The 26,611-nt window shown below is 70.1% G+C and carries 29 protein-coding genes and 1 pseudogene; 16 read left to right on the top strand and 14 right to left on the bottom strand.

The genetic code is table 11. The annotated features are described in order from the left end of the window. Positions 1-131 precede the first annotated feature (131 nt). Genes AB0B48_RS16770 through AB0B48_RS16760 form a run of 3 tightly spaced genes read right to left on the bottom strand, consistent with a single transcriptional unit; the run spans position 132 to position 1,353 of the window. Complete coding sequence (locus AB0B48_RS16770; RefSeq protein WP_357201988.1) at positions 132-596, bottom strand: MarR family transcriptional regulator; 465 nt, start codon at positions 594-596, stop codon at positions 132-134. A 47-nt stretch (positions 597-643) separates the two neighbouring features. Next, positions 644-1,039, bottom strand: coding sequence for a nuclear transport factor 2 family protein (locus AB0B48_RS16765; protein ID WP_357201985.1), 396 nt, complete (start codon positions 1,037-1,039; stop codon positions 644-646). Between the two features lie 2 nt (positions 1,040-1,041). After that, positions 1,042-1,353: a hypothetical protein gene (locus tag AB0B48_RS16760; RefSeq protein WP_357201982.1), complete on the bottom strand. Its 312-nt coding sequence runs from the start codon at positions 1,351-1,353 to the stop codon at positions 1,042-1,044. A 331-nt stretch (positions 1,354-1,684) separates the two neighbouring features. Between AB0B48_RS16760 and AB0B48_RS16755 the strand changes: the two genes are divergently transcribed. From AB0B48_RS16755 to AB0B48_RS16740, 4 genes are all read left to right on the top strand, one after another. Continuing rightward, positions 1,685-1,993 (top strand): GNAT family N-acetyltransferase, encoded by a 309-nt coding sequence (locus AB0B48_RS16755; protein WP_357201979.1) that lies wholly within the window; start codon positions 1,685-1,687, stop codon positions 1,991-1,993. Between the two features lie 31 nt (positions 1,994-2,024). After that, the gene (locus AB0B48_RS16750; RefSeq protein WP_357201976.1) at positions 2,025-2,297 is read left to right on the top strand and encodes a (4Fe-4S)-binding protein; all 273 of its coding nucleotides are present in this window, start codon (positions 2,025-2,027) and stop codon (positions 2,295-2,297) included. Between the two features lie 140 nt (positions 2,298-2,437). Further along, positions 2,438-2,839, top strand: a complete 402-nt coding sequence (locus AB0B48_RS16745; RefSeq protein WP_357201973.1) for a DUF4260 domain-containing protein — start codon at positions 2,438-2,440, stop codon at positions 2,837-2,839. Positions 2,840-3,330: 491 nt separating this feature from the next. Next, positions 3,331-4,350: an aldo/keto reductase gene (locus AB0B48_RS16740; protein ID WP_357201970.1), complete on the top strand. Its 1,020-nt coding sequence runs from the start codon at positions 3,331-3,333 to the stop codon at positions 4,348-4,350. Between the two features lie 274 nt (positions 4,351-4,624). Here the strand turns inward: AB0B48_RS16740 and AB0B48_RS16735 are convergent, their stop codons facing one another. Both AB0B48_RS16735 and AB0B48_RS16730 read right to left on the bottom strand, forming a co-directional pair. Then, positions 4,625-5,722, bottom strand: coding sequence for a tartrate dehydrogenase (locus AB0B48_RS16735; protein WP_357201967.1), 1,098 nt, complete (start codon positions 5,720-5,722; stop codon positions 4,625-4,627). Beyond that, positions 5,719-6,408, bottom strand: a complete 690-nt coding sequence (locus AB0B48_RS16730; protein ID WP_357201964.1) for a GntR family transcriptional regulator — start codon at positions 6,406-6,408, stop codon at positions 5,719-5,721. The genes AB0B48_RS16735 and AB0B48_RS16730 overlap by 4 nt, the downstream gene beginning before the upstream one ends. A 98-nt stretch (positions 6,409-6,506) precedes the next feature. Here AB0B48_RS16730 and AB0B48_RS16725 point away from each other — a divergent pair, with 98 nt between their 5' ends. The 6 genes from AB0B48_RS16725 (at position 6,507) to AB0B48_RS16700 (ending at position 12,936) form a co-directional block, all read left to right on the top strand. Then, the gene (locus AB0B48_RS16725; RefSeq protein WP_357201961.1) at positions 6,507-7,766 is read left to right on the top strand and encodes an MFS transporter; all 1,260 of its coding nucleotides are present in this window, start codon (positions 6,507-6,509) and stop codon (positions 7,764-7,766) included. Beyond that, a complete protein-coding gene (locus AB0B48_RS16720; RefSeq protein WP_357201958.1) occupies positions 7,766-8,710 on the top strand; it encodes an NAD(P)-dependent oxidoreductase in 945 nt (314 codons plus the stop codon). The genes AB0B48_RS16725 and AB0B48_RS16720 overlap by 1 nt, the downstream gene beginning before the upstream one ends. After that, positions 8,707-10,371 (top strand): FAD-binding dehydrogenase, encoded by a 1,665-nt coding sequence (locus tag AB0B48_RS16715; RefSeq protein ID WP_357201955.1) that lies wholly within the window; start codon positions 8,707-8,709, stop codon positions 10,369-10,371. Before AB0B48_RS16720 ends, AB0B48_RS16715 begins: the two co-directional genes overlap by 4 nt. Positions 10,372-10,400: 29 nt before the next feature. Continuing rightward, complete coding sequence (locus AB0B48_RS16710; protein ID WP_357201952.1) at positions 10,401-11,774, top strand: acyclic terpene utilization AtuA family protein; 1,374 nt, start codon at positions 10,401-10,403, stop codon at positions 11,772-11,774. After that, positions 11,764-12,099, top strand: coding sequence for a DUF4387 domain-containing protein (locus tag AB0B48_RS16705; RefSeq protein WP_357201949.1), 336 nt, complete (start codon positions 11,764-11,766; stop codon positions 12,097-12,099). The genes AB0B48_RS16710 and AB0B48_RS16705 overlap by 11 nt, the downstream gene beginning before the upstream one ends. A 129-nt stretch (positions 12,100-12,228) precedes the next feature. Then, positions 12,229-12,936, top strand: a complete 708-nt coding sequence (locus AB0B48_RS16700) for an SDR family oxidoreductase (protein WP_357201946.1) — start codon at positions 12,229-12,231, stop codon at positions 12,934-12,936. A gap of 84 nt (positions 12,937-13,020) precedes the next feature. On the opposite strand, the gene AB0B48_RS16695 is transcribed toward AB0B48_RS16700, so the two are convergent. Both AB0B48_RS16695 and AB0B48_RS16690 read right to left on the bottom strand, forming a co-directional pair. Beyond that, on the bottom strand, positions 13,021-13,659 hold the full coding sequence (locus AB0B48_RS16695; protein WP_357201943.1) for a response regulator transcription factor: 639 nt from the start codon (positions 13,657-13,659) through the stop codon (positions 13,021-13,023). After that, positions 13,656-14,801, bottom strand: coding sequence for a histidine kinase (locus AB0B48_RS16690; RefSeq protein WP_357201940.1), 1,146 nt, complete (start codon positions 14,799-14,801; stop codon positions 13,656-13,658). Before AB0B48_RS16690 ends, AB0B48_RS16695 begins: the two co-directional genes overlap by 4 nt. A 146-nt stretch (positions 14,802-14,947) precedes the next feature. Between AB0B48_RS16690 and AB0B48_RS16685 the strand changes: the two genes are divergently transcribed. The 5 genes from AB0B48_RS16685 to AB0B48_RS16665 all read left to right on the top strand — a co-directional run bounded on the left by AB0B48_RS16685 (position 14,948) and on the right by AB0B48_RS16665 (position 19,503). After that, a complete protein-coding gene (locus AB0B48_RS16685) occupies positions 14,948-15,943 on the top strand; it encodes a DUF418 domain-containing protein (RefSeq protein WP_357201937.1) in 996 nt (331 codons plus the stop codon). A 98-nt stretch (positions 15,944-16,041) separates the two neighbouring features. Next, positions 16,042-16,938 carry an ABC transporter ATP-binding protein gene (locus AB0B48_RS16680; RefSeq protein ID WP_357201990.1) on the top strand — a complete coding sequence of 299 codons (897 nt, stop codon included), beginning with the start codon at positions 16,042-16,044 and terminating at the stop codon, positions 16,936-16,938. Beyond that, positions 16,935-17,684, top strand: coding sequence for an ABC transporter permease (locus tag AB0B48_RS16675; RefSeq protein ID WP_357201934.1), 750 nt, complete (start codon positions 16,935-16,937; stop codon positions 17,682-17,684). The genes AB0B48_RS16680 and AB0B48_RS16675 overlap by 4 nt, the downstream gene beginning before the upstream one ends. A gap of 14 nt (positions 17,685-17,698) precedes the next feature. Next, positions 17,699-18,853: a sensor histidine kinase gene (locus AB0B48_RS16670; protein ID WP_357201931.1), complete on the top strand. Its 1,155-nt coding sequence runs from the start codon at positions 17,699-17,701 to the stop codon at positions 18,851-18,853. Continuing rightward, the gene (locus AB0B48_RS16665) at positions 18,850-19,503 is read left to right on the top strand and encodes a response regulator transcription factor (protein WP_357201928.1); all 654 of its coding nucleotides are present in this window, start codon (positions 18,850-18,852) and stop codon (positions 19,501-19,503) included. Before AB0B48_RS16670 ends, AB0B48_RS16665 begins: the two co-directional genes overlap by 4 nt. Positions 19,504-19,580: 77 nt before the next feature. On the opposite strand, the gene AB0B48_RS16660 is transcribed toward AB0B48_RS16665, so the two are convergent. Beyond that, positions 19,581-20,111, bottom strand: coding sequence for a hypothetical protein (locus AB0B48_RS16660; protein ID WP_357201925.1), 531 nt, complete (start codon positions 20,109-20,111; stop codon positions 19,581-19,583). Between the two features lie 226 nt (positions 20,112-20,337). Beyond that, a complete protein-coding gene (locus AB0B48_RS16655; protein ID WP_357201922.1) occupies positions 20,338-20,877 on the bottom strand; it encodes a DinB family protein in 540 nt (179 codons plus the stop codon). A gap of 653 nt (positions 20,878-21,530) precedes the next feature. Between AB0B48_RS16655 and AB0B48_RS16650 the strand changes: the two genes are divergently transcribed. Next, a complete protein-coding gene (locus AB0B48_RS16650; RefSeq protein WP_357201919.1) occupies positions 21,531-22,301 on the top strand; it encodes an AfsR/SARP family transcriptional regulator in 771 nt (256 codons plus the stop codon). Between the two features lie 9 nt (positions 22,302-22,310). Here the strand turns inward: AB0B48_RS16650 and AB0B48_RS16645 are convergent, their stop codons facing one another. The 5 genes and pseudogenes from AB0B48_RS16645 to AB0B48_RS16625 all read right to left on the bottom strand — a co-directional run. After that, positions 22,311-23,168, bottom strand: coding sequence for a 2,3,4,5-tetrahydropyridine-2,6-dicarboxylate N-succinyltransferase (locus AB0B48_RS16645; protein ID WP_357201916.1), 858 nt, complete (start codon positions 23,166-23,168; stop codon positions 22,311-22,313). Then, positions 23,161-24,285: an aminotransferase class I/II-fold pyridoxal phosphate-dependent enzyme gene (locus AB0B48_RS16640; RefSeq protein ID WP_357201913.1), complete on the bottom strand. Its 1,125-nt coding sequence runs from the start codon at positions 24,283-24,285 to the stop codon at positions 23,161-23,163. Before AB0B48_RS16640 ends, AB0B48_RS16645 begins: the two co-directional genes overlap by 8 nt. After that, positions 24,279-25,604 carry a diaminopimelate decarboxylase gene (locus tag AB0B48_RS16635; protein ID WP_357201911.1) on the bottom strand — a complete coding sequence of 442 codons (1,326 nt, stop codon included), beginning with the start codon at positions 25,602-25,604 and terminating at the stop codon, positions 24,279-24,281. The genes AB0B48_RS16640 and AB0B48_RS16635 overlap by 7 nt, the downstream gene beginning before the upstream one ends. Positions 25,605-25,644: 40 nt before the next feature. After that, positions 25,645-26,340, bottom strand: coding sequence for a class I SAM-dependent methyltransferase (locus AB0B48_RS16630; RefSeq protein WP_357201908.1), 696 nt, complete (start codon positions 26,338-26,340; stop codon positions 25,645-25,647). 5 nt (positions 26,341-26,345) lie between these two features. Continuing rightward, positions 26,346-26,611 (bottom strand): annotated as a pseudogene (locus tag AB0B48_RS16625) (hypothetical protein); the annotation flags it as partial.

Below are 26,611 nucleotides of genomic sequence, written 5' to 3'. Positions count from 1 at the left end.
GGGGTGGGGCGGGCGGCCGCGGCCCCCCCGCGGCGCGCTGGGGCCCCGCCGGCCCCTGACTTCGTCGTCATCCGGCCCCGGGCGGACGTGACACGGGGTGGCCCCCGAGTGTGCGGTCGCCCGAGACCGTTCTAGGCTTCTGCCTCGTCGAAAACTCGAACAACACGCGCGCTGATCCTGCCGAGGGCGGCGGCATCAGCCGCGCCCAGGCTGTCGAAGAGGACGTCTCGAATTTCTGCGCGCTGCGCGCGTAGCACACGCACCACGAGCAACCGACCTTGCGAGGTCAAGGTGGCTTCGTACGCACGTCGACCCGTTGGGACACGACCCCGGGTGACGAGACCCTGGCGTTCCAGGACGTTCAGCGTATGGCTGACGCGGCTGGGCGAAAAGCGCAGCATGCCGGCGAGCGCTTTCAGGCCCAGGGTCTGATTTTCCGCAGCGTTGAGCAGGACCAGCAACTTGAAATGCCCGTGCGAGATGTTGCCGTCGCGCTGAGATTGCCGTTCCAGCGCGACCTCGAGGAGGTGGGCCGCCAGCACGAAGTCCTGCCATATTGTGGCCCGGTCGAGGTCGTCGTCACGTCGCTTTGTCACGGTGTCATTTTTGCGTCGACGCACCGGCATGTCGACCTTCCGCGCCCCTACACCATGGCGTTGCCGCTGGCGGAGGCTTCGGCGGCGACAATGTCCTGAACGACGTCCCAGTGTTCCACGATGCGTCCGTTCTCCAGCCGGAAGATGTCGACAATGGCCACCGGGTTCGGGGCCCAGCCATGGACGATGCTGTGGGTGAAGACCAGATCGCCCTGAGCGGCGACCCGCTGCGGTTCCCAGGAGAAGCCCTCCAGCCCTGGGACGACACTGCGCAAGGTGTCAAGCCCGTTGGGCATCCGCGGGCTGTGCTGGACGTACGGCTCGGCCCAGTATCGGTCGATCGCGGTGAGGTCCTTTTCCGCGAACAGCTCTCGCATTGCGGTGAGCACGATTTCGGTGTTCCGCTGCGCCTGATCGCCTTGAGTGACGGGGTGCTGGGTCATGTTCAGGCCTCCTTGATCGTTCCGACGAAGCTGTAGAGCTTGCCGCCGACGGTCACGTTGGAATAGACCGTCCCGTTCTCGAAGTCCTCCAGGTGCGTAACGGTGGCCCCGCTCGCCTCGGTCCAGGAGTTCAGGTAGACGCCTTCACGGATTTTCTGCAGGTTCAGAGCCACCGTTTCAGCGTGACCATCGGGCGCGAGCCCCGCGCCCTGCACCACGATGAAGCTGCCCTGGGTCGGCGAATCAAAGGTGAACCGCACCTTCAGGTCGCCCAGGTCGAAGCGGTAGCTACGGCCTGTTAGTTGCCTGGTCATGACATGCCCTTCCGTTGCTCGCGGATACGAGTTCTGAGTTGAACCTTCAACTCAGCGGCGCGTTTCGGCAAGGGGTTGGGACGCAGGTCACCCAGGCGCTGCGAGCGCCTCGCCCGGACGTAGATCCGGGACTTCGACGACAGGTTGGTGGACAGGCGTCCGTGAAACGCGTACCCAGCCGAACCGCCAGTGATGCCGTGTCATCAGCGCACGTGACGCGGTGTCACTGGTCGCGGCCGAGCGCTGCCGGACACTGGGGTGGTGACGGTGGGATCACCGCGCTCCACCGCGAGGACGGCTGTGCCCGAAAGCAAAGACAGAGGGAGGACCCATGGCAGTAGAAGTGATCGATGTCCCCGAGGCCACGCGATATGAGGCTCGCCTCGACGGCGAGTCGACGGTCGCGGGCGTCGCGCAGTACATCCGTACCGCGGAACTCGTCGCGTTCGTACACACCGAGGTCTCGCCGGCGTACGAGGGCAAGGGAGTCGGGGCGGCACTGGCCCGCGCCGCCCTCGACGAGGCGCGCGCCGCGAACCTGCTGGTCCTGGCCACCTGCCCGTTCATCGCGGGGTGGATCGCCAGGCACCCCGAGTACCAGGACCTGGTGTATCAGGCCCGAAGCAGGGTCAGTGACTGAACGGCCGAGCATGGCGACGACGGAGGCCGCGATGAGCAGCGCAACCGCAAAGAAGACGTACGAGGGCCAGAAGATCACTGTCACGTTCGAGGCGAGGCGGTGCCTGCACGCCGCCGAGTGCGTCCGCGGCTTGCCGGAGGTCTTCGACACCAGCCAGCGCCCGTGGATCCGGCCCGACGGCGCCGAGGCCGAGCGCCTGGCCGAAGTGGTGGAGCGCTGCCCCTCGGGAGCGCTGCAGTACGAACTCGTGGACAGGGTTGCCGAGACCCGGACCGGCCCACGCGGATCACGCGCAACGTCGTAGGACAGCTCGCCTGCTCGGCCTCGGACCGCAGGAGCCAACGGAGCACGAGGGTCGCCATTCCCGGTCTATCCTCTGTCCGAGGTCAGGCCAGCGACGGGAAGGCAACCCACCCGTGTCCCTGAGTGACATCGAGGTGCGAGATGCCCTATCTGAGTCCGGTCGCAGTGCAACGCGTCGAGGGCCTCGCCGTCGCGGCTCTCGCTGTCGTCGTGACCGTCACCGCCGGGTACCCGTGGTGGTCGCTGCTTGCCCTCTTCCTCGTCTTCGACCTGTCAATGCTCGGCTACCTGCGGGGGCCACGCCTCGGGGCCTTCTGCTACAACCTGGCGCACTCCTACACGCTGCCAGCTGCGCTGGGCGCGGTGGCCGTGGCCGCGGCCGGGTTCGGCGATGAGATCGGCTGGCTCGGCATTCTGGCCCTTGCCTGGGTGTTTCACATCGCCGTCGATCGCGGCCTCGGCTACGGCCTCAAGACGGCCGAGGGATTCGAGCACACCCACCTCGGCTTGATCGGCAAGGCCAGAGGGCGTGACCCGTTCTGACGGACATCCGGGATCAGGGGCCCGCAGACACCGCGGACCCGTCGCCCGCTGACCTGGGCGCAGGAGACCGTGTCACCCCGGCGGGATCACCATCAAGACCTCGATGCTGAGCGACACTGATGCGGATCCATTCTTCGCGCTCGGCTCAGTCTTCGCCTGCCACCTGCGCGACCGAATAGGTTCCGGGCATGAACCGATGAGGTCCCGCGAGAGCGTGTTTGAGAAGGGCCTTGTGGACGGCGGCGTGAGATCGGCGATCCGAAACCACCCCGTCTCAGGTTGCGCCGGGCGTCGGCCCCGCTGGCGTGGGAGCGGTTGCTCCGCGCTGCTGTCGATGCCGGCTACGTCGCGTTACCTCCGCCACTCCCCTTGGCATCCGGAACCGCGTTCCGTATGTTGATTACCGGAACACCGCTCCGGTTGTCGGGCACACTAAACCGGGCGGGCTGCCACCAAACCGTGGACGTTGAACGCCTGGAGGAGTAACAGTCATGCAGTACCGCACCTTGGGTCGCACTGGTGTGCAGGTCAGCACCCTCGTACTCGGCGCAATGAACTTCGGCAAGATCGGCAACACCACCCAGGAGGACGTCGCCGCCATCGTCGACGGCGCGCTCGATGCGGGAATCAACCTCATCGACACCGCCGACGCCTACAGCGGTGGCCAGTCCGAGGAGATGGTCGGCAAGGCCATCGCCGGCCGCCGCGACGACGTCATCCTGGCCACCAAGGCGACGCTGCCGATGGGCGACGAGCGCAACCAGCGGGGCGGCTCCCGCCGCTGGCTGGTCACCGCGCTGGAGAACAGCCTGCGCCGCCTCGGCGTCGACCACGTCGACCTCTACCAGATGCACCGGTGGGATCCGACGACCAGCGACGACGAGACGCTGTCGGCGCTGACGGACCTGCAGCGCGCGGGCAAGATCCGCTACTTCGGCTCCTCGACCTTCCCTGCCTACCGCATCGTGCAGGCGCAGTGGGCCGCCCGCGAGGGGCGTCTGAGCCGTTACGTGACCGAGCAGCCGAACTACTCGATCCTGCAGCGGGGCATCGAGACCCACGTGCTGCCCGCGACCCAGGAGTACGGCATGGGCGTGCTGGCCTGGAGTCCGCTGGCGTCGGGCTGGCTGTCCGGGGCGATCCGCGCCGACCAGGAGATCAGCACCAACCGCTCGGGCTTCATGCAGCATCGCTTCGACGTCAGCATCCCCGCCAACCGCGCCAAGCTCAACGCGGTCGAGCAGCTCGCGAAGGTTGCCGACGAGGCCGACCTCAGCATGATCCAGCTCGCGCTCGGCTTCGTCACCGCGCACCCGGGCGTCACCAGCGCGATCATCGGTCCCCGCACGATGGGTCACCTCAGCTCGCAGCTCGCCGCCGCGGACACGGTGCTCTCGGCCGACGTGCTGGACGCGATCGACGCGATCGTGGCGCCCGGCGTCGACCTCGCCGCCCACGAGAAGAACGACACCCCGCCCGCGCTGCTCGAGCCGGCGCTGCGCCGCCGCTGATCACTCGGCACGCCGGCGACCAGACGGCAGGCGGACGTACGCCTACGCGTCCGCCTGCCGCTGACCCGCCACACTGCCGGCGCCCTACCCGGCTGGCGTCGCGCGGTGGGTCGCCGATGAACTCATCACCCCGTCGACCGCATGACCGCCTGACCGGCCGGTCCCGGTCGATCTTTCGAACCGGGCGGCCTGGGTCAGGTGGTGGAGCGACTGATTTCCGGGTGGCCGGGCACCGCCGTCCACTCCGTTCAGCCGGTTGAGCGGGACGACGACCTCATGCGGTGCCGGACGGGCGTTCGCTGACCCTCTCGGCGATCGCTCGGCCCAGCTCCGCCGTCGTGCCGGTGCCGTGTAGGTCGGGGGTCAGAGGCGCGTGTCCGGGCCCGTACGCCAGGACGTCCTCGACCGCGCCGAGCAGGTGGGCGGCGGCCTCCGGATGGCCGAGGTGCTCCAGCATCATCGAGCCGCACCAGATCTGGCCGATCGGGTTGGCGATACTTTTCCCTGCGATGTCGGGTGCGGAGCCGTGCACGGGCTCGAACAGGCTCGGGTGCTCACGCTCAGGGTTGATGTTGGCGCTCGGGGCGATGCCGAGTGTGCCGGTGCAGGCCGGGCCGAGGTCGGAGAGGATGTCGCCGAACAGGTTGCTGGCCACGACCACGTCGAACCACTCCGGATGGAGCACGAACTGCGCCGCGAGCGCGTCGATGTGGAACTTGTCGAGGCGAACGTCGGAGAACCGCTCGCCCATCGCGGCCACCCGCTCGTCCCAGTACGGCATGGAGATGGAGATGCCGTTGCTCTTGGTGGCGGACGTCAGGTGCCGTTTCGGGCGACGGTTGGCCAGCTCGAAGGCGAAGCGCAGGACACGGTCGACGCCGACGCGCGTCATGATCGTCTCCTGTAGGACGGTTTCCCGGTCGGTGCCCTCGAAGATCCGCCCACCCACGCTGGAGTACTCGCCCTCGGTGTTCTCCCGGACGACGACGAAGTCGATGTCGCCCGGGAGCCGGCCGGCCAGGGGGCTGCGGACGCCGGGCATGAGCCGGCAGGGGCGCAGGTTCACGTACTGGTCGAAGACCCGCCGGAACCGCAGGAGGCTGCCCCAGAGCGAGACATGGTCGGGTACGACCTCCGGCCAGCCCACCGAGCCGAAGTAGATGGCGTCGTAGCCACGCAGCGTCTGTTCCCAATCGGGAGGCAGCATGTCGCCGTGCCGCTGCCAGTAGTCGGCGCTGGCGAAGTCGAAGCTGTCGAAGTCGAGCGTCAGGCCGAATCGACTCGCCGTGGCGTGCAGCGCGTCGAGGCCGGCCGGGACGACCTCCTTGCCGATGCCGTCACCGGGGATGACGGCGATCCGGTGCGTGGTCACGGCACCTCCCGAAGCGCTGCGAGGCCGCCCTGCGAGTCCTCGATAGCGATGCGTTCCGCGGCGGCGGAGTCGCCCGCGCGGAGCGCCCGGACCAGCGCCCGATGGCTGGTGTATCGCTCCAGGCCGAACGTGTTGTCCTCCGCCACCCGTTGCAGAAGCAGCTCGCGGCGCTGCGGGCGGGAGAACACGCGGCTCTGCTCGAGCATCCGGATCAGCACCGGGTTGTGCGCGCAGGCGCTCACCGTGTCGTTGAACTGCTGCATGCTGTCGAGCAGCTCGGTGAGGTGCCGCTCGACCGGCCCGCCCTGCCCCGACCGCTCCTTGAGGAGGATCAGCAGGTCGTCGGCGCGGTCGAGAATGGCGTCCAGCGCGTCGAGCTGCTCGGCGGTGGCGTGTCGGGCGGCGAAGCGGGCGACGAGGCCACGCAGGCCGACCTCCACCTCGGCGAGGTCGTCGATGGCGGCGTCGCGGATGGCGGCGACCAGCACGGTACGCGGGCCGATCCGCTCGATCAGCCCGTCGAGCTCCAGCCGGCGCAGGGCCTCGCGGACCGGTGTCGGGCTGACCGCGAGGCGCTCGGCCATGCCGCGCTCGGTGACTTTTTCTCCCGGGGCGAGTTCGCCGTTGGCGATCGCGGTGCGGACTTGTCGGTACGCCTGATCGGCGAGCGTCCCGGCTGTCGTCATGGACGCACCCTAGCGCATGAGATAGCAAGCTCGTTTGCAACTGTTGACGAGTTTGCTACAGCAAATTACCGTGACCGGGGACACAAGGAGGTGGACGTGTGTCCAACCGGCGGATCACGTTCTTCATAGCCCTCGCACTCTTCGCCCAGGAGTCGACCTGGAACTTCTATGACAATCAGGTGCCCGTGCTGCTGCGCGAGCACGTGACGAGCGCGGCGCTCGTGGGCGCGCTGATGGGGATGGACAACCTGCTGGGCATCTTCATCCAGCCCTGGATCGGCAACCGGTCCGACAACACCCGGACCCGGTGGGGGCGGCGAATCCCGTACCTCGCGGTGGGCATGCCCCTGGCCGCGCTGGTCTTCGTCCTCCTGCCGTGGACCACGTCGCTGGCCACGTTGGTCGTGGTGATGTTCTGTTACGCGCTGATCGCCAACACCACACGACCGCTGGCGGAGTCGTTGGTGCCGGACTTCCTGCCCCCGCAACGGCGCAGCCGGGCGAACGCCGTCGTGAAGATCGCGACCGCACTGACCATCATCGTCGCGTCGCTGATCAGCCTGCTCGTGGTGGACGAGCATCCGAGGGCCGCCTTCGTCATCCCGTCGGTGATCATGCTGGCCGCCACGTTCGTGCTGCTGGCCAACGTGCGCGACAGCCAGTCGGCGGCCTACCAGGCCGCGGTGGCCGAGGAGGCCTCCGCCGGTCCCGCCGCGGTCAGCCAACCGCTGCGGCAGATCGTCGCCGGACTGTTCACCGACCAGGACCGCCGCCGGCTCCTACTGCTGCTGACCGTCCTGCTCTTCGGCGGGGCATGGTTCGCCTCACGATCGCTGATCACCCCGTACGGCATGGAGGCGCTGGGCCTGAGCCGCGGCGAGGCGGGCGGGCTCACCTTGCCCAGCGGCATCGTCTACGTGGCTGCCGCCTACCCGGCCGCGCTGCTGGCCGAGCGCTTCGGACGACTGCGGATCATCGCCGTGGGCATCACCGTCTTCGCCGTCGCGCTGGCGGCAGGCGCCGTCGTACAGACCGCCACCAGTACGGTCGTCGCGTTCTGCGTGGCCTCGGCCGGCGCCGCCGCCTTCACGATCAACGCGGCGGTGGCGCTGTGGAACCTGGCGCCGTCCAGCCGGGTGTTCGGGGCCTACACCGGCCTGTACGCGGTCACCTGGTACCTGGGCGGCTTCGGCGGCCCCGCCCTGATCGGCGCGGTGATCGACATGGTCGGCTGGGACGGGATGCTGCTCTACATCGCCGTGCTCGCCGTACTCGCCATGCTCGTCGTCGTACGTCTCGAACGCCTGCAGCGTGCGCACCGGGCCAACCGGGCCGTCACCCTCACCGGAAGCGAATGATGTCCACCATCCTCATCACCACTGACTACCTCACCCCCGGCGACGAGGTGGACACCTACCTGACCGGGCTCGGCTTCACGACGCGGCACGACCCCATGCGGGGACCACGCCGGCCGGAGCAGCTGATCGCGGCCCTGGCCGGGGTCGAGGGGGCGCTGATCGCCAACGAGCCGATGAGCGCGGAGGTGCTGCGCCAAGCATCGGACCTGCGGGCCGTCGTGCGTACCGGAGTGGGGTACGACTCCGTCGATGTGGCCGCCGCCGGGCGGCTCGGGATCAGCGTGAGCAACCTTCCCGGGATCAACGCCAACGCGGTGGCCGAGTACACCATGGGGTTGCTGCTCGCCCAGGCCAGGTGCCTGGTGCCGATGGCCGCCGGGGTGGCCGCCGGCGGCTGGCCCCGCACCGACGGCCAGGAGCTGCGCGGCAAGACGCTCGGCCTGATCGGGCGGGGCGCGGTGGCCCAGCGGGTGGCGCCGCTGGCCGCCGTCTTCGGCATGACGGTGCTGTGCACCGGCAGCCTGCCCGCGCCGGTCACCCGGGTCACGCTCGACAAGTTGCTGCGCGACGCCGACTTCGTGTCCGTCCACACCGCACTGACCCCGCTCACGCGCCACCTCATCGGCACTGCGGCGCTGGCCCGGATGAAGCCGGGCGCACACCTGATCAACACCGCACGCGGGCCGCTCGTCGACGAGGCCGCCCTGGTCGAGGCGGTCCGGTCCGGCCGGCTGGCGGGCGCAGCCCTCGACGTGGTGGACGTGGAGCCGCTGCCCGCCGACAGCATCCTGCGCGGCGTGGCCGGCATCACTGTCTACTCGCACATGGCCGGGCAGACTGCCGAGGCCCGGCTGGCCGCAGGGATGGAGGGTGCCAAGGAACTCGTCGCCGCCCTCGACGGCCGGCCCGCCCACTCGCTCACCGAATTGAAGGAGCCGGCATGACCACCAGGACAGCGGACGCGGACGTGATGGTGATCGGCGCAGGCCTCGCCGGGCTGGTGGCCACCGCCGAACTCGTCACCGCCGGCCGATCCGTCCTGCTGCTCGACCAGGAGCCCGAGCAGAGCCTCGGCGGCCAGGCGTTCTGGTCGTTCGGCGGCCTGTTCCTGGTCGATTCCCCCGAGCAGCGCCGGATGGGCATCCGCGACTCAACCGAACTCGCCTGGCAGGACTGGCAGGGCAGCGCCGGGTTCGATCGCCCTGAGGACGCGTGGCCACGGCGGTGGGCCGAGGCGTACGTCGACTTTGCCGCCGGCGAGAAACGCGCGTGGTTGCGGGGCCTCGGCGTCAAGATGTTCCCCATCGTCGGCTGGGCCGAGCGCGGGGGCTACGACGCCACCGGACACGGCAACTCGGTGCCCCGTTTCCACGTCACCTGGGGTACCGGGCCGGGCCTGCTCGAACCGTTCATCGCGATCGTGCGGGAGGCCGCCGGGCGCGGCCTCGTCCGGTTCGCCTTCCGGCACCGGGTCGACGCGCTGACAATGAGCGACGGCGCGGTGGTGGGCGCCAGCGGTCACGTCCTGGAGCCCAGCGACGCTGCCCGCGGCACCGCCAGCTCGCGGAAGGCGATCGGCGACTTCGCCTACACCGCGCAAGCCGTCATCGTCACCTCCGGCGGCATCGGCGGCAACCACGACCTGGTCCGCCGCAACTGGCCCACCCGGCTCGGCACCCCGCCCACACACATGATCAGCGGCGTGCCCGCCCATGTGGACGGCCGCATGTTGACCATCACGCAGGACGCCGGTGGCGCGGTGATCAACCCCGATCGGATGTGGCACTACGTCGAGGGCATCCAGAACTGGAACCCCATCTGGGACAAGCACGGCATCAGGATCCTGCCCGGGCCGTCCTCCGTCTGGCTCGATGCGCGCGGACGACGGCTGCCGGTGCCGCTCTACCCCGGGTTCGACACCCTCGGCACGCTCGCCCACCTGCGCACCACCGGCCACGACCACAGCTGGTTCATCCTCACCCAGAAGATCATCGAGAAGGAGTTCGCGCTCTCCGGCTCGGAGCAGAACCCGGACCTGACCGGTCGCAGCGTCAAACAGGTACTCGGCCGCCTCCGTGGCGGCGCACCGGCACCGGTGGAGGCATTCAAGCGGCAGGGCGCCGACTTCGTCGTGGCCAACCGGCTGGACGAGCTGGTGAAGGGCATGAACGCGCTCACCGACGAGCCTCTGCTGGACCCGCTCGACATCCAGCGCACGATCGAGGCACGCGACCGGGAGCTGGCCAACAGCTTCACCAAGGACATGCAGATCGCCGCCATCCGCAACTTCCGAAACTACCGGGGCGACCGGCTCATGCGGACCGCGGCGCCGCACCGGTTCCTCGACCCGAAGGCCGGGCCGCTGATCGCCGTGCGCCTGCATGTGCTCACCCGCAAGACCCTCGGCGGCCTGCACACCGACCTCGACGGTCGGGTGCTGGACGCCACCGGCCAGCCGGTGCCCGGGCTCTACGCCGCCGGCGAGGCCAGTGGGTTCGGCGGTGGCGGCATGCACGGCTACCGCGCGCTGGAAGGCACCTTCCTGGGCGGCTGCCTCTTCTCCGGCCGCCAGGCCGGCCGCGCCGTGGCCACCTCCGTCGGATGACCGGCTCGTACCCGCGAAATGAGGAAACCGTGACCCGCGACCGCGTACGCATTCTCGTGCCCTCCGGCATGCTCGGCTCGGGATTCCCACCCGAGATCGTCGACCGTGGACTGGAACTCGGTGCCGACGTCATCGCCGTGGACGGAGGGTCCACCGACTCCGGCCCGTACTATCTGGGCACCGGCACGGCCAAGACCACCGCCGCGGCCGTGGCCCGCGACCTGCGCCTCCTGCTCCGGGCGGCGGCGAAGGCGCGCATTCCGCTGATCGTCGGCTCGTGCGGCACCAGCGGCACCGACTCCGGCGTGGACTGGGTCGCCGGGATCGCCCGCGGCATCCTGGCCGAGGAAGGGCTGGACCTGCGGGTCGCCACCGTCTACAGCGAGCAGCGGGCCATCGACCTCAAGGACCATCTCGACAAGGGCCGGATCCACCCGCTCCCGCCGGCCGGCGACCTCGACCCGGCGACGTTGGACAGCTGCCAGCACATCGTCGCGATGATGGGCCACGAGCCGATCGCTGAGGCGCTGGCGGGCGGAGCCGACGTGGTACTGGCCGGGCGCGCCACCGACACCGCCCTGGCCGCCGCCTTCCCGCTGATGGCCGGCATGCCGGCCGGCCCGACCTGGCACGCCGCCAAGATCATCGAGTGCGGCGCGCAGTGCACCACGAACCCGCGCTCCAGCGGTGTCTTCGCCACCATCGACGCCACCGGCTTCACCATCGAGCCGCTCGACCCGGCCGTCGCCTGCACGCCCACCTCGGTCGCGGCGCACATGCTCTACGAGACCGCCGACCCGTTCTCGATGCGGGAACCGGCCGGCACGCTGATGGTCGCCGACGCCACCTACCGGGCCCTGGACGAGCGGCGGGTACGGGTGGAGGGCTCCCGGTTCGAGCCGGCCCCGTACACGAACAAGCTTGAGGGGGCCCGGATCACCGGCTACGAGACAATGTCGTTCACCGCCATCCGCGACCCGCACATCCTCGGCCAGATCACCACCTGGGCGCAGCTGCTGCGCCGGGTCACCGAGGATCGGGTCGCCCAGACGCTCGGGCTCAGCGCCGACGACTACGCCTTCGACATTCGCCTGTACGGCTACGACGCCGTACTGGAGGCAAAGGACCCGGACACGCGGACACCCCGGGAGGTCGGCGTGATGCTCCTGGTCAGCGCCGTGGATCAACAGACGGCCACCGCCGTCGCGAAGATCGCCAATCCGCTCATGCTGCACCTGCCCACGCCCGACATGGACTACCTGCCCAGCCTGGCGTTCCCCTACTCCCCCGCAGAGACCGAGCGCGGGGCAGCGTACGAGTTCGTCCTCAACCACGTCGTCGACGTGGACTCGCCCACCAGCCTCTTCCGCATCCACCTCCCGAAGGACAGCGATGCCCGCTAACACCCACCCCCGCACCGTCGCCGACCTCGCGCTGGAGGTTCGGTCGAAGAACGCCGGCCCGTTCTGGGTGACGATGGAGCTGTTCATGCGCGACACTTCCGGGTACGCCGTGGTAGCCGACCCGGGCTTCCTGGACGCCTCGCTGATCGCCCGCCTCTACGGCGTACCGGCTGACGCCATCCGCATCTTCCGGATACCGGCGCTGAACGTCGTCAAGATTTCGTTCCCGCGCCCCGTGGCGCAGGGCAGCCTGCGCGACCGCGACATCCACGCCGGGCAGCACCATGTGCCCCTGGCCATGCTCCCGCTGCCGGAGTCGCACTGAGACCAGTGCCAACCGGGCCAGCGGGAGCCGCCCGATCGCGCTGCCGAGGGCCGGCCGCCGCCCGTGCCGGCCGTGATCCACCTCGCAGTACTTGCCTCTCACGTTAGCGTGAGGTTTTAGCGTGGTGGCATGCAGATCAACGGCTCAACAGCTCTCGTGACCGGTGCCAACCGCGGGCTCGGCAAGGCCTTCGCCGAGGCACTCCTGGCCCGCGGCGCCACCGTCTACGCGACCGCCCGTCGCGTGGAAAGCATCGACATCCCCGGTGCCGTCGCCCTCCAGATGGACATCACCGATCCGGCGTCCATCGAGGCCGCAGCAGGCAAGGTGGGCGACCTCAACATCCTCATCAACAACGCCGGCACCTCCACCGAAGCCCCGCTGCTCGGCCCCTCCCTGGACAACATCCGCCACGACTTCGACACCAACTTCTGGGGCACCCTCAACGTCACCCGCACCTTCGCACCGAGGCTGGCCGGTGGCGCCATCCTCAACGTCATCTCGGCGCTGAGCTGGTACACCTTCGCCCCCAGCAGCAACGGCTACGCCGCCTCCAAGGCCGCGGAGTGGTCCCTGACGAACGGCATCCGACTCGAGTTGGCCGGCCAGAAGACCCTGGTCACCGCCCTGGCGCTGGCGATCGCCGACACGGACATGATGGCCGGCATCGACATCCCCAAGCTCGCGCCCCACGAGGTGGTCAGCCAGGCCCTCGACGGACTGGAAGCGGGCAAGATCGAAGTCATCGCCGACAAGCCCACCGCCAACGTCAAGGCCTCCCTCTCAGGCGACCCCGCCCTCTTCTACGCCGACATCACCGGCAACCTCTTCAGGTGATGTCGCCGGGGGCACCGCGGATCAGGTCCCGGTCGCCTCGGGCGGATCGGCTGGACGCGGTTCATGCTGCCCGACGACGTGCTCTCAGTTCGCCGGGACGCCGGCCCGGTGCGCCAGCAGGCCCGCCTGGGTGCGGTTGTCGCAGCCGAGCTTCTCCAACAGTCGGGAGACGTACCCCTTGACCGTCGCCTCGGAGAGGCACAGTCGTCGGGCGATCTGCTGGTTGGAGCGGCCGGCGCCGAGACAGCCGAGGACCTCGACCTCCCGGGCGGTGAGCGTGGCGACCAGCTCGCGGACCCGTTCTCCGCCGTGCCGGCTCAACACCAGCCGCTGGGTCGCGGTCGGGGACAGCACCGTGTGCCCGGCGGCGGCGACCCGTACCAGGTTGACGAGATCCTCCGGCGCCGTCGACTTGAGCAGGAAACCGACGGCACCCGCCCGCATCGCCCGCAGCACGTACTCGTCGAGGTCGAACGTGGTCAGCGCGACGATCCTCGGTGGCGCCGAGGACCGGTTGAGGTGCTCGATGGCGGTGAGCCCGTCGACGCCCGGCATCCGCAGGTCCATCAGAACCAGGTCCGGCCGGTACCGGGTCACCGCCTCCACGGCCTCCGCGCCGTCGTACGCCTCGCCGACGACCTCGACGTCGGGGGCCACTTCGAGAATCGTCCGCAGGTAGGCGCAGACCATCCGTTCGTCGTCGACGAGCAGGATCCGGATCATCGCGGCACGTACCCGGGAAGGGTCGCCCGCACCACGAAGCCGCCCTCCGGGGTCGCCGCGGCGGCCAGGGTGCCGCCCAGCACGTCGACCCGACTCCGCAGGCCGGCCAGACCGCAGCCCCCGCCGGCGGCGGCGAGGTCCGGGTCGGGGGCACGGTCGGGCCGGTCGTTGGTCACTGTCGCGCGGACCAGATCCGGCTGATAGCGGATCGACACGGTCACCTGCGAGCCCGGCGCGTGCTTGTGCACGTTCGTCAGCGATTCCTGCACCACCCGGAAGAGGGTGCGCCGCATGGCCGGTGCCAGCGCCGACGGGTCACCCTCCTCGTCGAGACGGACCGGCAGACCGACCGCGCGAGAGTCCGTCACGAGATCGCGCAGGTCGCCTTCCGCAGCCGGGTCCTCCGTCGCGACGCGGATCGTCGGTGGGTCGCCGTGCCGCAGCACTCCGACCAGGTCGCGCAACTCGGCCAGCGCCTGGCAGCCCGTCGTCCGCAACTCCTCGGCGGCGCTGCGAACGGCGGGATCCGTGGTGCTGGTGCCGAGCGCCCCGGCGTGCAGCACCATGAGGTTGATCCGGTGGGTCACCACGTCGTGCATCTCGCCGGCAATCCGGAGCCGCTCGTCGCTACGGGCCTGCTCGGCAAGGAGCAGCCGCTCCTGCTCGGCGCGTTCGGCGCGGTCGAGCAGCTCCGCGACGAGCCGGCGGCGGGCACTCACGTAGAGGCCGAGCAGGGCGGAGATGGCCAGCAGTCCGGGCCCGCTGAACGGGTCGTCGACCGTCCACAGCCGCGCGCCGAGCAGCCAGCACACCCCGAGCACCGCGATCACCGCCCAGGACCGCCGGCGGTCGCGGCCGTGAACGATCACCGCGTACGGCACGAGGAAGACGGCCGACGCCGGCACCAGCAGGCTGACGCCGGCGATGACCAGAGCCATCGGGTACGGCCGGCGCCGACGCAGCAGCAGGGTGGCCGCCACGGCGACCTGCACCACCGCGTAGACCCAGACGGGGGCCGGGAGATGCCTCGACCCGGCGCTCGGGAAAGCGACCTCACGGGCCACGCCGGCCGCCGCCGCTACGACGACCAGCAGCACGTCGACGGCGAGCGGCGGCACCTTCCGGCGGTCCACCGCGCTCATGCGTTGCACGTTAGCCGGGCCGGACAGGATCGGCGCGGCGAGCAACAGCAGTACCGACGAAGGAACCGGCGGACGCGACGAAGGTAGGTCGCGGAGGCGACCTCCGGGCCTGTCCCGACCGGACACCACTGCGGTGGCATTGACGGATGGCACACTCGACCGATCCCGTGGCGCAACCGGCTGGGCCCCACCGCATCGACGAACTTGACGCGCTGCGTGGGCTCGCGCTCCTCGGCATCGTCATGTTCAACATCGTCCAGATGACCCACCTGACCCGGGTTTCCGGGCCGGCCGGTGAGCACGTCGGCGCGTACCTCTGGGAGCTGCTCTTCGTCCAGCGACCGTTCCCGATCTTCTCGCTGCTCTTCGGGATCAGCTTCTCGCTCTTCCTGCGGACGGCGGCTCGGCGCACCGACCGACCCCGACTGGTGCTGCTGCGCCGGCTGCTCTGGCTGGGTCTTTTCGGCGCGCTGCACACAGTGATCCAGCCCGGTGAGGTGCTGAAGTTCTACGCCGCGTTCGGGCTGGTCGTGCTCCTGCCGGCGTCGTACCTGTCCCGGCGCTGGGCGCTCGGGCTGGGCATCGTGTTGACCCTCGCCGCCGCGCTGACCTTCAACGGTGTCTTCATCATCCCGGGGCTCTTCCTGCTCGGCCTGGCGATCGCGGAGTACGGCATCCCGGACACGCTGCCAGCGCGGGGCCGGCACCTCGCGGTCGCCCTCGCCGTCGCGGTGCCGGTCGCCGCGGTCATGGGCTGGTTGCAGTTCCGGGCCGGAGTCGGCCCGACCGCCAACTACCGCATCCTGCCGGCCGGCCTCGCCTTCGCCTTCCTCTTCACCGTCGGGTTCCTGCTGCTGATGCGAACCGCCCTGCGACGGCCGCTCGGCGCGCTGCTGTCGCCGCTCGGTCGGGTGGCGCTCACCAACTACGTCGCCGCGTCGTTCCTGATCGTGGCCGGTGACGCGCTGCTCGACATCGGCTCCCGGTCCTCCTACTCGGCCGTCGTCGGACTAGGCGTGGCGATCGGGGTCGTGCAGGCGATCTTCAGCGTGCTGTGGCTGCGCTGGTTCCGGTACGGCCCTCTCGAATGGCTCTGGCGGTGCCTCACCTGGTGGCAACGGGTGCCGATCCGCCGCGCCTGATACGGCGACGGCCGATAGAACCTGGGTACCACCGGCGGGTCGGAAGAGCCGACTGCGGTACCACGATGAGGGCTGCGACCAGACCTAGCGTGGTGAGCATGATTCAGGTACGCGAGGTAACCAAGCGGTACGGCGCGAAGACTGTCGTCGACCAGCTGTCATTCACCGCGGAGCCCGGACAGGTCACCGGCTTCCTCGGACCCAACGGCGCCGGCAAGTCGACGACCATGCGGATGATCGTCGGTCTCGATGCGCCGACCTCGGGTGACGTGCTGGTCAACGGCAAGCCCTACACATCGTCGAAGGCACCGCTGCACGAGATCGGCGTTCTGCTCGAGGCCAAGGCCGTGCACCCGGGTCGCACGGCGGTCAGCCACCTTCTCTCCATGGCTCGGACGAACGGCATTCCGCGCTCACGCGTCGACGAGGTGCTCGACCTGGTCGGCCTCTCGGCCGTCGCCCACAAACGGGTCGGCGCATTCTCCCTCGGCATGGGCCAGCGGCTCGGCATCGCCGCCGCGCTGCTCGGCGACCCGGCCGTGGTGATGCTCGACGAGCCGGTCAACGGCCTCGACCCCGAGGGTGTCCTCTGGGTGCGCAACCTGCTCACCGGCCTGGCCGCTGAAGGCCGCACCGTGATGCTGTCCTCGCACCTGATGAGCGAGGTCTCGCGGATCGCGGACCACCTGGTCATCATCGGGCGGGGCAAGCTGCTGGCCGACACCACCGTGGCCGACTTCGTGACCGCCGAGGGCGTCCGGGTCGTCACTCCCACCCCGGACGCACTGCGCACGACGATTGCCGGCCCGGGCATCACGGTCACCTCGACAGGTGCCGAGGAACTGCTCGTCGCCGGCGCCTCCGCCCGCGTGATCGGGCTGGCCGCGGCCGCCCGCGGCATCCCGCTGTTCGAGCTCACCCCGCAGAACGCCTCGCTGGAAGAGGCGTTCATGGACCTGACCCGCGACGCTGTTGAATACGAGGCCGCCCGATGAAGATCACCCCTGGTGGCGTCGTCGCCGCCGAATGGACCAAGTTCTCCTCCCTGCGCTCCACCTGGATCACGACCGGCATCTCCGTCTTCCTCCTGATCGCCTTCGGCATGATCGCCTCGGCGTCCTTCTCGGGCGACAACATGAGCTCGGTGGGCCTGATCCTGTCTGGCAGCATCCTGGCCGCCCTGTCCGTCGGTGTGCTCGGCGTGCTGCTGGGTGCGAGCGAATACACCACCGGCATGATCCGGGCGACCCTCGCCGCGGTGCCGCGCCGGTTGCCGGTGCTGTGGTCGAAGAGCCTCGTGGCTGGCTTGGCCGCCTTCGTCACGATGACCGTCGGCGCTTTCGCCGCTTTCGCGGCAGGGTCGGCCGTACTCAACGACAAGGTCGACGCCTTGGGCCTCGGTGACGACGGTGTGCTGCGGGCCCTGATCGGTGCCGGCGTCTATCTCGGCCTGGTCGCGGTGCTCGGCGTCGCGCTCGGCATGCTCGTCCGCTCCAGCGCCGGCGCCATCACGATCCTTGCCGGTCTGCTGTTGATCGTGCCCGGTCTGGCCCCGCTGCTGCCGGACTCGATCGCCGATGCCGTCACCCCGTACCTTCCCAGCAACGCGGGCGGCGCCGTGATGGCACTGACTCCCACGGACGGCACGCTGGGTCCGTGGGCCGGTCTCGCGGTCTTCGCCGGGTACGTGGTCGTGACGCTCGCTGCCGCCGCTTATCGGCTCAAGAAGACCGACGCGTAAGGGAGACTCGGGCGGTGAGCACGCAGGGATGGCTCGTGGACCGGCAGGCACGGCTGCGGGCGTTCGACCGGCGCCACCCGTGGGTCACGGACACCCTGGCGGCCGTCCCGATCGTGCTCTTCAGCATCCCGAACATCATCGAGAAACCCCTGTCGGCGACCATCGCGACGCTGGTGCTGCTGCCACCGCTCTACTGGCGGCGGCGGTACCCGTTCCCGGCGTTCCTGGCCACCGTGGCCACCGACCTGCTCCTTAGCGGGCTGGGCATCAGCGTCGGCGCCGGGGTGATCCTGCTGGTGGTGCTCTTCGGGGTGGCCTCCCGGGGTACCTGGCGGTCGCTGGGCTGGGCGTCCGGGATCACGGTGGCCCAGCTTCTCGCTGAGATCTACCTGTTCGGGTCGGTCACGCAGAACCGCACCCTCACGTCGTTGCTGGCTCTCGGGGCGACAGTGGCGGCGGTCGCGTCCGGCGTCGCGGTACGCACCCGCCGGGCGTACCTCATCGCCCTGGAGGACCGGGCCGCCCGCCTCGAGATTGAACGGGATCAGCAGGCCCGCCTGGCCGTCGCTGAGGAGCGGGCCCGGGTGGCCCGGGAGATGCACGACATCGTCGGCCATCACGTGTCGGTGATCGTCGGCCTCGCCGACGGCAGCGCCGCCCTCGCCAGATCGCGGCAGGAGCAGACCGCCGAACCGCTCCGACTGATCGGCGAAACCGGCCGCCAGGCGCTCGCGGAGCTGCGCCGGGTGCTGGGCGTGCTGCGCGGGGAGGACACCGATCCGCAGCTGAGGCCGCAGCCCGACATCGACGACCTTGACCGGCTGCTGCCGAGCGTGCGGGCAGCCGGGCTGCCAGTCACCTACTCCACCTCGGGTGAGCTGCACACCCTCAGCAAGGGGCTGCAGCTCGCGGTCTACCGCATCGTCCAGGAAGCGCTCACCAACATCCTCAAACACGCCGGACGGGGCGCGACCGCTGACGTGAGTCTCAGTGTCTCCGACGGAGAGGTACGGGTCCGCGTGCGCGACAACGGCCGGGGCGCCCCCGCCGCCCCGAGCCACGGTCTGCTCGGCATGCGTGAGCGCGGGGCCATGTACGGCGGGGTGGTGACCGCCGGCCCGGCCGAGCACGGCTGGGTGGTCGACGTCGTCCTCAAGGAGCCCACATGACAACCGTGCTGATCGCCGACGACCAGCCGCTGCAGCGCATGGGTTTCAAGATGCTGCTCGATGGAACCCCCGGAATGACCGTGGTCGGCGAGGCCTCGGGCGGCGCCGAGGCGGTCCGGATGATCGACCAGAGCCGCCCTGACGTGGTGCTGATGGACGTACGCATGCCCGGCATGGACGGCATCGAGGCGACCCGCCGCATAACGGCGGCCGGCTCGCGCACCCGCGTCCTGATCCTGACCACCTTCGAACTGGACGAATACGTCTATGCCGGGTTGCGGGCCGGGGCGAGCGGCTTCCTGCTCAAGGACGCCCGGCCCGAAGAGCTCATCGCGGCCATCCGCGCCGTGGCTGCTGGCGACTCGGTGGTCGCTCCCAGCCTGACCCGCAAGCTGATGGACGCCTACCTGCAGGAATCGGCGCCGGCTACGTCCGAGGATCCCCGCCTGGGCACGTTGAGCGAGCGGGAGCGCGAGGTGCTCGAGGCGATCGGCCAAGGCGCCACCAACACCGAGATCGCCGAACGCTTCACGCTGACCGAGTCGACAGTGAAGAAGCACGTCGGACGGGTCCTGTTCAAGATCGGCGCCCGCGACCGGATCCAGGCGGTGATCTTCGCGTACGACAACGGCCTGGTCCACCCTCGCTGACGGGCGAAAGGGCGCCGACCGAGGCACAGTGACGTCCGGGTGGTCGGTGGGCTGCCCGAGCCACGCCGCTGTGGGTGCTATGCAGGGGTGTCGTCCTGCCGGGCCGGCCCGAAGAGAGTCATGACGAGCGCCACGATGCTGAAGAAGCCGGATCCCAAGGCCAGCAGAAGCGAGGGTACGAAGGCAGATGGCGGTGGCACCCAGCCACCAAGCACCCAGGGCAGCGTGACAAGGACGATGACCGCAGCCGTGGTGGCGACTTCGTTGATAACGAACGCGGTCGATATAGCCGAGGCGCCGCGAGCGACTGTGCGGTAGGTCGTGTTGGCAGTCGGGGCAACCAGCACGACCGAGAGCGCGATGAAGGTGAGAGCACCCCAGAACGGCTCCAGGCCGGCGAGTGTGAGGGACACGATGAGCGGCACGGCCGACACCAAGAAGATCCACCGCACTCCCGAGCGCATGTAGCGGTCGGCTGCGGCTGCGCCCTGGCGGTTCTTGTGCAGGTCGGAGTCGAGGTAGAAGAAGACTCCGACGAGAAGTGTGCCGACAAGAGCAGCGGAGACTTCTGCCATAGTCAAAAAGAACTCGTCACTGATTTCCCGCATCGCGACCGACTCCCCTTCAGCGTGGAAGATGTCCCGACGGCAGTCTCTCGGCAACCTTACGGCCGACCGAGGAGGGTTGGTGCCTGTTTGCGGTCCCGGCCTTTCCAGGTGCCAGGCCCATTCGTTCAGGCGCGAATTGTCCGACGCACACAAAGCACCATCAACACATGGGAGCGCGTTTCGCGTCTTGTGTCAGTCAGGTGTGGTGACCCACCGCTCCGGTGGGTCAGACGCCCGTTCGCCCGTCGATGCACTCGCGCAGGAGGTCGGCGTGGCCAGCGTGCCGCGCATACTCCTCGATCACATGGAGGAGCACGTCACGCGTGGCGTGGCTGCCACCGTCGACCGGCACCTCGCGGCCCAGGTCGGCCTCCTCAAGGGCATCGAGCCATTCGTCGGCCTTGGCGATCTCGGCCTTCCAGATCGCGAAGGCTTCCTTCACCACCGCTGGATCGGGGACCGCACCCCCCAAGTCCCAGTCCGGCTCGTCCTCGTGCTGGTAAAGGCACGGTGCGTCGGTCCGCCCTTGCAGTACACGCTGGAACCATTGGTGCTCCATCTGACCCAGATGGCGGACCAGGCCGAGCAAGCTCAGGGTGCTGGGCGGCACCGAGCGTCGGCCGAGCTGCTCGGCGTCCAGTCCGTCGCACTTCATTTCTATGGTCAGACGGTAGTTGCCGAGGTACTCCCGGTAGGTCGCCTTTTCGCCGACAGGCTGACCGAAGGTCCTGGGGTCGTCCTCAGGGGTGGTCCACAGTTTACTCACGGCGCCACCCAATCGCGGGGGACGGCACCAGTCAAGCGAGTTGCGGTGCCCCGAATTCCACGGGCGCCAGGAGGAATTCTCTTGTCCGGTTAAGCGCACACTCCGCATCCTTGTCGCGGACCGTGAGGGCGTCCATGCGGTGAGCCGGCGACCAGAATCAGCGTCGCCGCCCGCCTGGTGGACTCCTGTCGGATGTCGAACACTTCCCGCATGTCGGGCCACGGGTGCGCACCCGGTGCGGGGACCGGCATCCTGACACCGGACGAATCTCCCCTGCGGCCGGGTCGTCGCCAGAGCCCGTTGCGGGCCGGCCAGGGGGCTGTGACACGGATCCCGGAGAGGGTACCCGCGGTCGGCCGACCAAGGACGGTGTCGCCCACCGACGGGCATACCCGATCGGCCCCCTGCTCACAACCGTCCTTCCCGCCGATCCGACCAGCCGCCCTGACATGTACCGCGAATCGCGCCACAGTGGACGCGCGTGTCTCACGGGCGTGGCCACTGCCCTTGCCATCGCCGACCTACCGTGAGCACGCCACCGCTCACAACGATGTCGCCCGGTGGCCGGCAGAACGATCACGGACGCCAACGCGTGACGGTCCGTGGTGCGCAAATCGGGGGAAGAACATATGGACATCAATATCCTAGGGCCAGTGCGGGCGCGCGTCGACGACCGGTCCGGCGGCCAGACCACGACCATGCGGGAGAGCGACCTGGGGGGCACCAAGCCCCGCACGGTGCTCGCCGTCCTCTTGCTCGCCAGAGACGGCGCGGTTGGCGATGACCGGCTCAGTGAGCTGCTGTGGGGCAGCCGGCCGCCCACCACTGCCATCGGACAACTGCACACGTACGCCTCCCGGCTGCGTCGCGAGCTGGGCCGCGAGGTGCCGCTGCTGCGGGTCGGGCGGGGCTACCGGCTGATCAGTGAGCACCTGCGGGTCGACTACGCCGAATTCCTTCGCCTCACGACCGCAGGCCGGCAGGCGCTGGCCCAGGGGCATCCCGAACGGGCCGCGCCGCAACTGCGCCGCGCCCTGCTCCTCTGGCGCGGAGACGCCCTCACCGACGTCACCTCCCACTTGGCGGCAGCCGAACGGCCACGACTGGAGGAGCTACAGCTCGAGGCCCTGGAGGGCCGCGCGGAGGCCGACCTCCTGCTCGGGGAGCACGGCCGGCTGGTCTGCGAGCTGACCGGCCTGGTCGCCCGGTATCCGCTGCGGGAGCGGCTTCGGGCTCAGCTGATGATCGCGCTGTGTCGCTCGGGTCGCCAGGCCGACTCGCTCGACGTCTACCAGGCGGGGCGGCGGATCCTCACCGAGGAACTCGGCGTCGACCCGGGCCCCCTGCTACAGGCAGCCCAGTGCGCGGTGCTCGCTGGCGGGACGATGGCCAACGACGGCGCGGTGCTGAGCGGCGTCCGATAGGGACGCCGGTCAGGTGGCTACGCCGTGGCTTCGGAAGAGCTCGTCGATGGCGACCTTGTCGAAGGTCTGCCCGTCGGCGAGTCGGCGCAGCACCAGCAGGCACGGCATGCCGAACTCACCACCGGGAAACGACCTGGACCGGGTCGCGCCGACGCAGACCGACCACGCGGGTGCCTGCCCGCGTGGCAGTTCCACCCCGGTCTCCGCGTCGAAGACACGGGTGCTGGCCGTCAGGATGACGCCGGCGCCGAGCTTGGCGCCGCGCCGCACCCGGCCCCCCTCCACCACGATCGACCGGGAACCGACGAATGCCTCGTCCTCCACCACGACCGGTACCGCGGAGGCCGGTTCCAACACCCCGCCGATGCCCACCCCGCCGGAGAGGTGGACGTTGCGGCCGATCTGTGCGCACGAGCCCACCGTGGCCCAGGTGTCCACCATGGTGCCGGCGCCCACCCAGGCGCCGATGTTGGTGTACGAGGGCATCAGCACCACCCCGGGCGCATGGTGGCTGCCCCACCGGGCGATAGCGCCGGGCACCACCCGCACCCCGTCGAAGGTGCGCTTGAGTGGGAGCCGGTCGTGGTAACGGAACGGCCCGGCCTCGGACGGCTCCAGCCCGAGGACCCGGAACGCCAGCAGGATGGCGCGTTTCGCCCGCTGGTCCACGACCACCTCGTCGGTGACCGGATCGACGGCGGCGACCCGGCTCACCCCGCTGTCCAGTTGGTCCACGGCGGCGGTGACGACGGCGTGGCCGGTCGGATCGTCGGTGGTCACCGTGTCCCGGCGGTCCCACAGCTCGTCGATCTCGGCCGGCAGGGGCGCCCCGGTCGGGGCGTTCGGCACGACGGTGGCGTCAGACATGCGCCGCCCTTCTCTGGTCGGATTCAAGCGGCCCCAGGGCACCCGCCCGGGGGGTGATCTCGGCGATGTCGCGGACGGCGGCGAAGCGGACATGTCCCCGACCCGCCGGTCCGTATGCGCCGCCGGGCATCACCACGATGCCGGCGCGGCTGGCAAGGCTCCTCGCCCAGGTGTCGCCGTCCCCACCCGGCGCGGCGGTCCACACGAAGAAGCCACCGTCGGGACTCCGTGCCGCCGCCCCGTTGACGGTGAGCAGTCGCACCAGATCGGCCACCCGGGTGGCGCCCCGCTCGTACTGGATCCGGGCGTGCTCGTCGTCGCCGAGCAGGTACGCGGCCGACCGCTGGGCGGCCGCGCCCGCCATCAGCCCGGCCGCGCGGCGGCACGGCACCAACCGCTCGACCACGGCGGGATCGCCGGCGTAGAAGCCGACGCGCAGCCCCGGGCTGTTCGACCGCTTCGACAGGCTGTGCACGGCGAGGACCCCGGCGGCGCCGTGCGCCAACGCGGTCCGTGGCGACCCGGACCAGGTCGACTCGGTGTACGCCTCGTCGGAGAGCACGAGCACCCCGTACCGTCGGCCCCAGGCGATGAGGGTGTCCAACGGTTCGAGCGCACCGGTGGGGTTGCTCGGGCTGTTCACCCACAGGCACAGCGCGCGGTCGCGTACCGCGGCGGGCAGCAGGTCGGGCCGCATGCGGTGGTCGGCGTCGGCCGGTACCCGGTGGGTGGCGAAGCCGGCGAGACGCGCCCCGTTCTCGTACGCGGGGTAGCAGAGCTGCGGGACGAGCACCGTGTCACGCCCCGGCGGGACGAGTCCGGCGTCGCGCAGGAACAGCGGCAGGGTGGAGATGAACTCCTTGGCGCCGGCGCAGGCCGCGACGGCGTCCGGCGCGAGCGCGACCCCGAACCGGCGGCGCAGGTAGCTGGCGGCCGCCAGCCGCAGCTCTTCGGTCCCGGCACTGGGTGGATAGCCGGACGGTTCCTGCCCGGGCAGCTCGCCGGGTGTCACCGGCGGCGGATCGGCGGGAACCCCCAGCGACAGGTCGAGCAGTGCCGACCCCGACCCGCGCGCCAGGTCGAGCAGCTCCTCGCGCGACGGCGGGGCGCTCAGCACGGCACCGCAACGCCGGCCATGGTCACCAGCGCGGGGGCGGGCACCACGGCGGGCGGGAACTCGAGGGTGGCGAAGTGGTCGTGTTCATCCTCGGCCCGGCGGATCATCTCGATGCTGCCGTCGCGGCGCAGAAGCAGCTCCTGCGGACGCAGGCGACCGTTGTAGGTGAAGCCCATCGAATGGCCATGCGCACCGGTGTCGTGGATCAGCAGCAGATCACCCTCCCGCAGCGCCGGCAACGGGCGGTTCCTGCCGAACCGGTCGTTGTTCTCGCACAGCGGCCCGGTCACGTCCACCGACTCCGTGGGTCCGGCCGCCCGCGCGAAGGGCACCGTGATGTGGTGGTACGCGTCGCGGTAGAGCGCCGGACGCATCAGCGCCGTCATGCTGGCGTCCACCCCGGCGTACTCGCGCCACTTGGACATCCGGTTCACCACCCGGGTGGCGAGCACCCCGTGCGGTCCGGTGATGAAACGGCCGCTTTCGAAACACAGACGCGGCGCGGGCAGGCCGTACTCCTGCTGCCACCGGTCGAGACGCTCGCGGAGCGCCCGGCCGAGCGCGTCGATGTCGGCAGTCGGTTCGCCCGGCCGGTAAGGGATACCGATGCCGCCGCCCAGGTTCAGCGTCCGCACCGCGACGCCCGTGTCGCGGTGCAGGGCGACGACCTGCTCCAGAAGCAGTTCGAGGGTGAGCAGCACCGGCGCTGCGGTGAGCGAGTTGGAGGCCAGCATCATGTGCAGGCCCACGGTGCGAACCCCGAGCGTCACGGCGCGCGCCACCACGTCGGTGAGCCGGTCGGCGGGGACGCCGAACTTGGCGTCGGCCGGGTCGCCGAGGAAGGTGTCCGCGTGCCGGCGGGAGCCCCGGTGCGCGTCGTCACCCGGGTTGACACGGAACGCCAGGGTGTCCGGCACGGTGCCCAGTTCGGCGATCTTCTTGAGGACCGTTGCGTCGTCGACGGTGATCAGCGCGTCCGCGCGCAGTGCCGCGGTCAGCTCCGCCCGGCTGGTGTTGTTCGAGTTGTAGCAGATCTGCCGGCCGCGCGCGCCGGCCCGCAGCGCCAGTGTCAGCTCGGGCCCCGAACTGACGTCGAAGCCGAAGCCGTGCCGGGCCAGGATGCGCAGGATCGCCGGATTGGGCAGCGCCTTGACCGCGAAGTACTCGGTGTAGCCCACCGACCGGAACGCCCGGTCGAAGGCCGCGCAGGTGTCGTCGATGCCCTGCTCGTCGTAGAGGTGAAATGGTGTGCCGAAACGCTCGACGGCGCGCGGTAGGGCGTCGTCCAGACGTGCCTGGAACGCGGGGCTCACGGGCATCTGTCGGGCTCGCTTTCTGCCAAGGGCGGGTGGTTCGGGGTCAGTAGCCGAACCGGGCGATGATCACCGAGCGGACGCGGTCGCCGGAGAGGGGGCGTCGGTAGACGTAGCTGTCCACGCTGACGTCGTCGAAGCCGGCCAGCTGAGCCTGCTCCCGCAGGTAGTCGACGGCGAGCCAGTGGAAGCCGGTCACCCCCGGTGCCGCCTGGACCCGGCTGCCGTCGCGGGTGGCGTCGTTGGAGGCCACGAGGATGCCGCGGCCGTCCACGCCGAGCCAGCTCCGGACGTGCGCCAGGATCGGCAAGGTTGCGGTACGGGCGTCGTAGAGGTGGCCGAGCAACCCGTCGAGATAGGCCACCGGCCACGGGTCGGTCGGCGTCCAGGTCGTCACGTCGGCTTCGATCGACCGGACGCCCTTGGCCGTTGACATGGTGACGGCCTCGGCCATCGCGTCCACTGCCAGCACCTCGACCCCGGCGGCGGCCAGGTGACCCTCCACCACCGCGTTGCCGCTGCCCAGGCTGACCAGCCGGCGGCTGCCGGCCCGCGTCAGCTCGCCGTTGAGCAGCTCCAGCATCCAGGTCCGATAGGCCGGCGAGTGGGTGGAGGGGGTGACCGAGTCGCCGCGCGCGCCCCCGGTCTCCCAGATGTCGAAGAGGCTGACGTCGTCGCCGGACCGCGAGCGGTAGAAGTCGGCGAGTTGGTCGGGTCGGGTGTCGGTGGTCTCGATGGTCACAGCGGTCACCTTCGTTCGGCAGTAGCCGGCAGGGTCGGTGCGGACAGGACGTCCGCGAGCAACGGCACCAGGTCCTCCATGCCGGAGCGGTAGAAGTGGCCTCCGGGCAGGACCCGGAAGGTGAATGCGGCGGTCGTGAGGGCCGACCAGGCGGTCATCAGCTCGTCGGTGACAAGCGGGTCGTCGGCGCCGCGAACCGCCAGGACGGGGCAGCCGACCGGTGCGGGCCCGGCCGGCCGGTAGCGGGCCGATGCCCGCACGTCGCCGACGA

This window comes from Micromonospora sp. NPDC049089 (assembly GCF_040648775.1).
Classification (GTDB): domain Bacteria; phylum Actinomycetota; class Actinomycetes; order Mycobacteriales; family Micromonosporaceae; genus Micromonospora.
This window is presented reverse-complemented; position numbering and strand designations above follow the sequence as displayed.

Coding starts and splice junctions, on each gene's coding strand:
- AB0B48_RS16765 (WP_357201985.1), bottom strand. CDS start 1,039: ATGACCCAGCACCCCGTCACTCAAGGCGATCAGGCGCAGCGGAACACC.
- AB0B48_RS16760 (WP_357201982.1), bottom strand. CDS start 1,353: ATGACCAGGCAACTAACAGGCCGTAGCTACCGCTTCGACCTGGGCGAC.
- AB0B48_RS16755 (WP_357201979.1), top strand. CDS start 1,685: ATGGCAGTAGAAGTGATCGATGTCCCCGAGGCCACGCGATATGAGGCT.
- AB0B48_RS16750 (WP_357201976.1), top strand. CDS start 2,025: ATGAGCAGCGCAACCGCAAAGAAGACGTACGAGGGCCAGAAGATCACT.
- AB0B48_RS16745 (WP_357201973.1), top strand. CDS start 2,438: ATGCCCTATCTGAGTCCGGTCGCAGTGCAACGCGTCGAGGGCCTCGCC.
- AB0B48_RS16740 (WP_357201970.1), top strand. CDS start 3,331: ATGCAGTACCGCACCTTGGGTCGCACTGGTGTGCAGGTCAGCACCCTC.
- AB0B48_RS16730 (WP_357201964.1), bottom strand. CDS start 6,408: ATGACGACAGCCGGGACGCTCGCCGATCAGGCGTACCGACAAGTCCGC.
- AB0B48_RS16720 (WP_357201958.1), top strand. CDS start 7,766: ATGTCCACCATCCTCATCACCACTGACTACCTCACCCCCGGCGACGAG.
- AB0B48_RS16715 (WP_357201955.1), top strand. CDS start 8,707: ATGACCACCAGGACAGCGGACGCGGACGTGATGGTGATCGGCGCAGGC.
- AB0B48_RS16705 (WP_357201949.1), top strand. CDS start 11,764: ATGCCCGCTAACACCCACCCCCGCACCGTCGCCGACCTCGCGCTGGAG.
- AB0B48_RS16700 (WP_357201946.1), top strand. CDS start 12,229: ATGCAGATCAACGGCTCAACAGCTCTCGTGACCGGTGCCAACCGCGGG.
- AB0B48_RS16695 (WP_357201943.1), bottom strand. CDS start 13,659: ATGATCCGGATCCTGCTCGTCGACGACGAACGGATGGTCTGCGCCTAC.
- AB0B48_RS16690 (WP_357201940.1), bottom strand. CDS start 14,801: ATGAGCGCGGTGGACCGCCGGAAGGTGCCGCCGCTCGCCGTCGACGTG.
- AB0B48_RS16685 (WP_357201937.1), top strand. CDS start 14,948: ATGGCACACTCGACCGATCCCGTGGCGCAACCGGCTGGGCCCCACCGC.
- AB0B48_RS16680 (WP_357201990.1), top strand. CDS start 16,042: ATGATTCAGGTACGCGAGGTAACCAAGCGGTACGGCGCGAAGACTGTC.
- AB0B48_RS16675 (WP_357201934.1), top strand. CDS start 16,935: ATGAAGATCACCCCTGGTGGCGTCGTCGCCGCCGAATGGACCAAGTTC.
- AB0B48_RS16665 (WP_357201928.1), top strand. CDS start 18,850: ATGACAACCGTGCTGATCGCCGACGACCAGCCGCTGCAGCGCATGGGT.
- AB0B48_RS16660 (WP_357201925.1), bottom strand. CDS start 20,111: ATGCGGGAAATCAGTGACGAGTTCTTTTTGACTATGGCAGAAGTCTCC.
- AB0B48_RS16645 (WP_357201916.1), bottom strand. CDS start 23,168: ATGTCTGACGCCACCGTCGTGCCGAACGCCCCGACCGGGGCGCCCCTG.
- AB0B48_RS16635 (WP_357201911.1), bottom strand. CDS start 25,604: ATGCCCGTGAGCCCCGCGTTCCAGGCACGTCTGGACGACGCCCTACCG.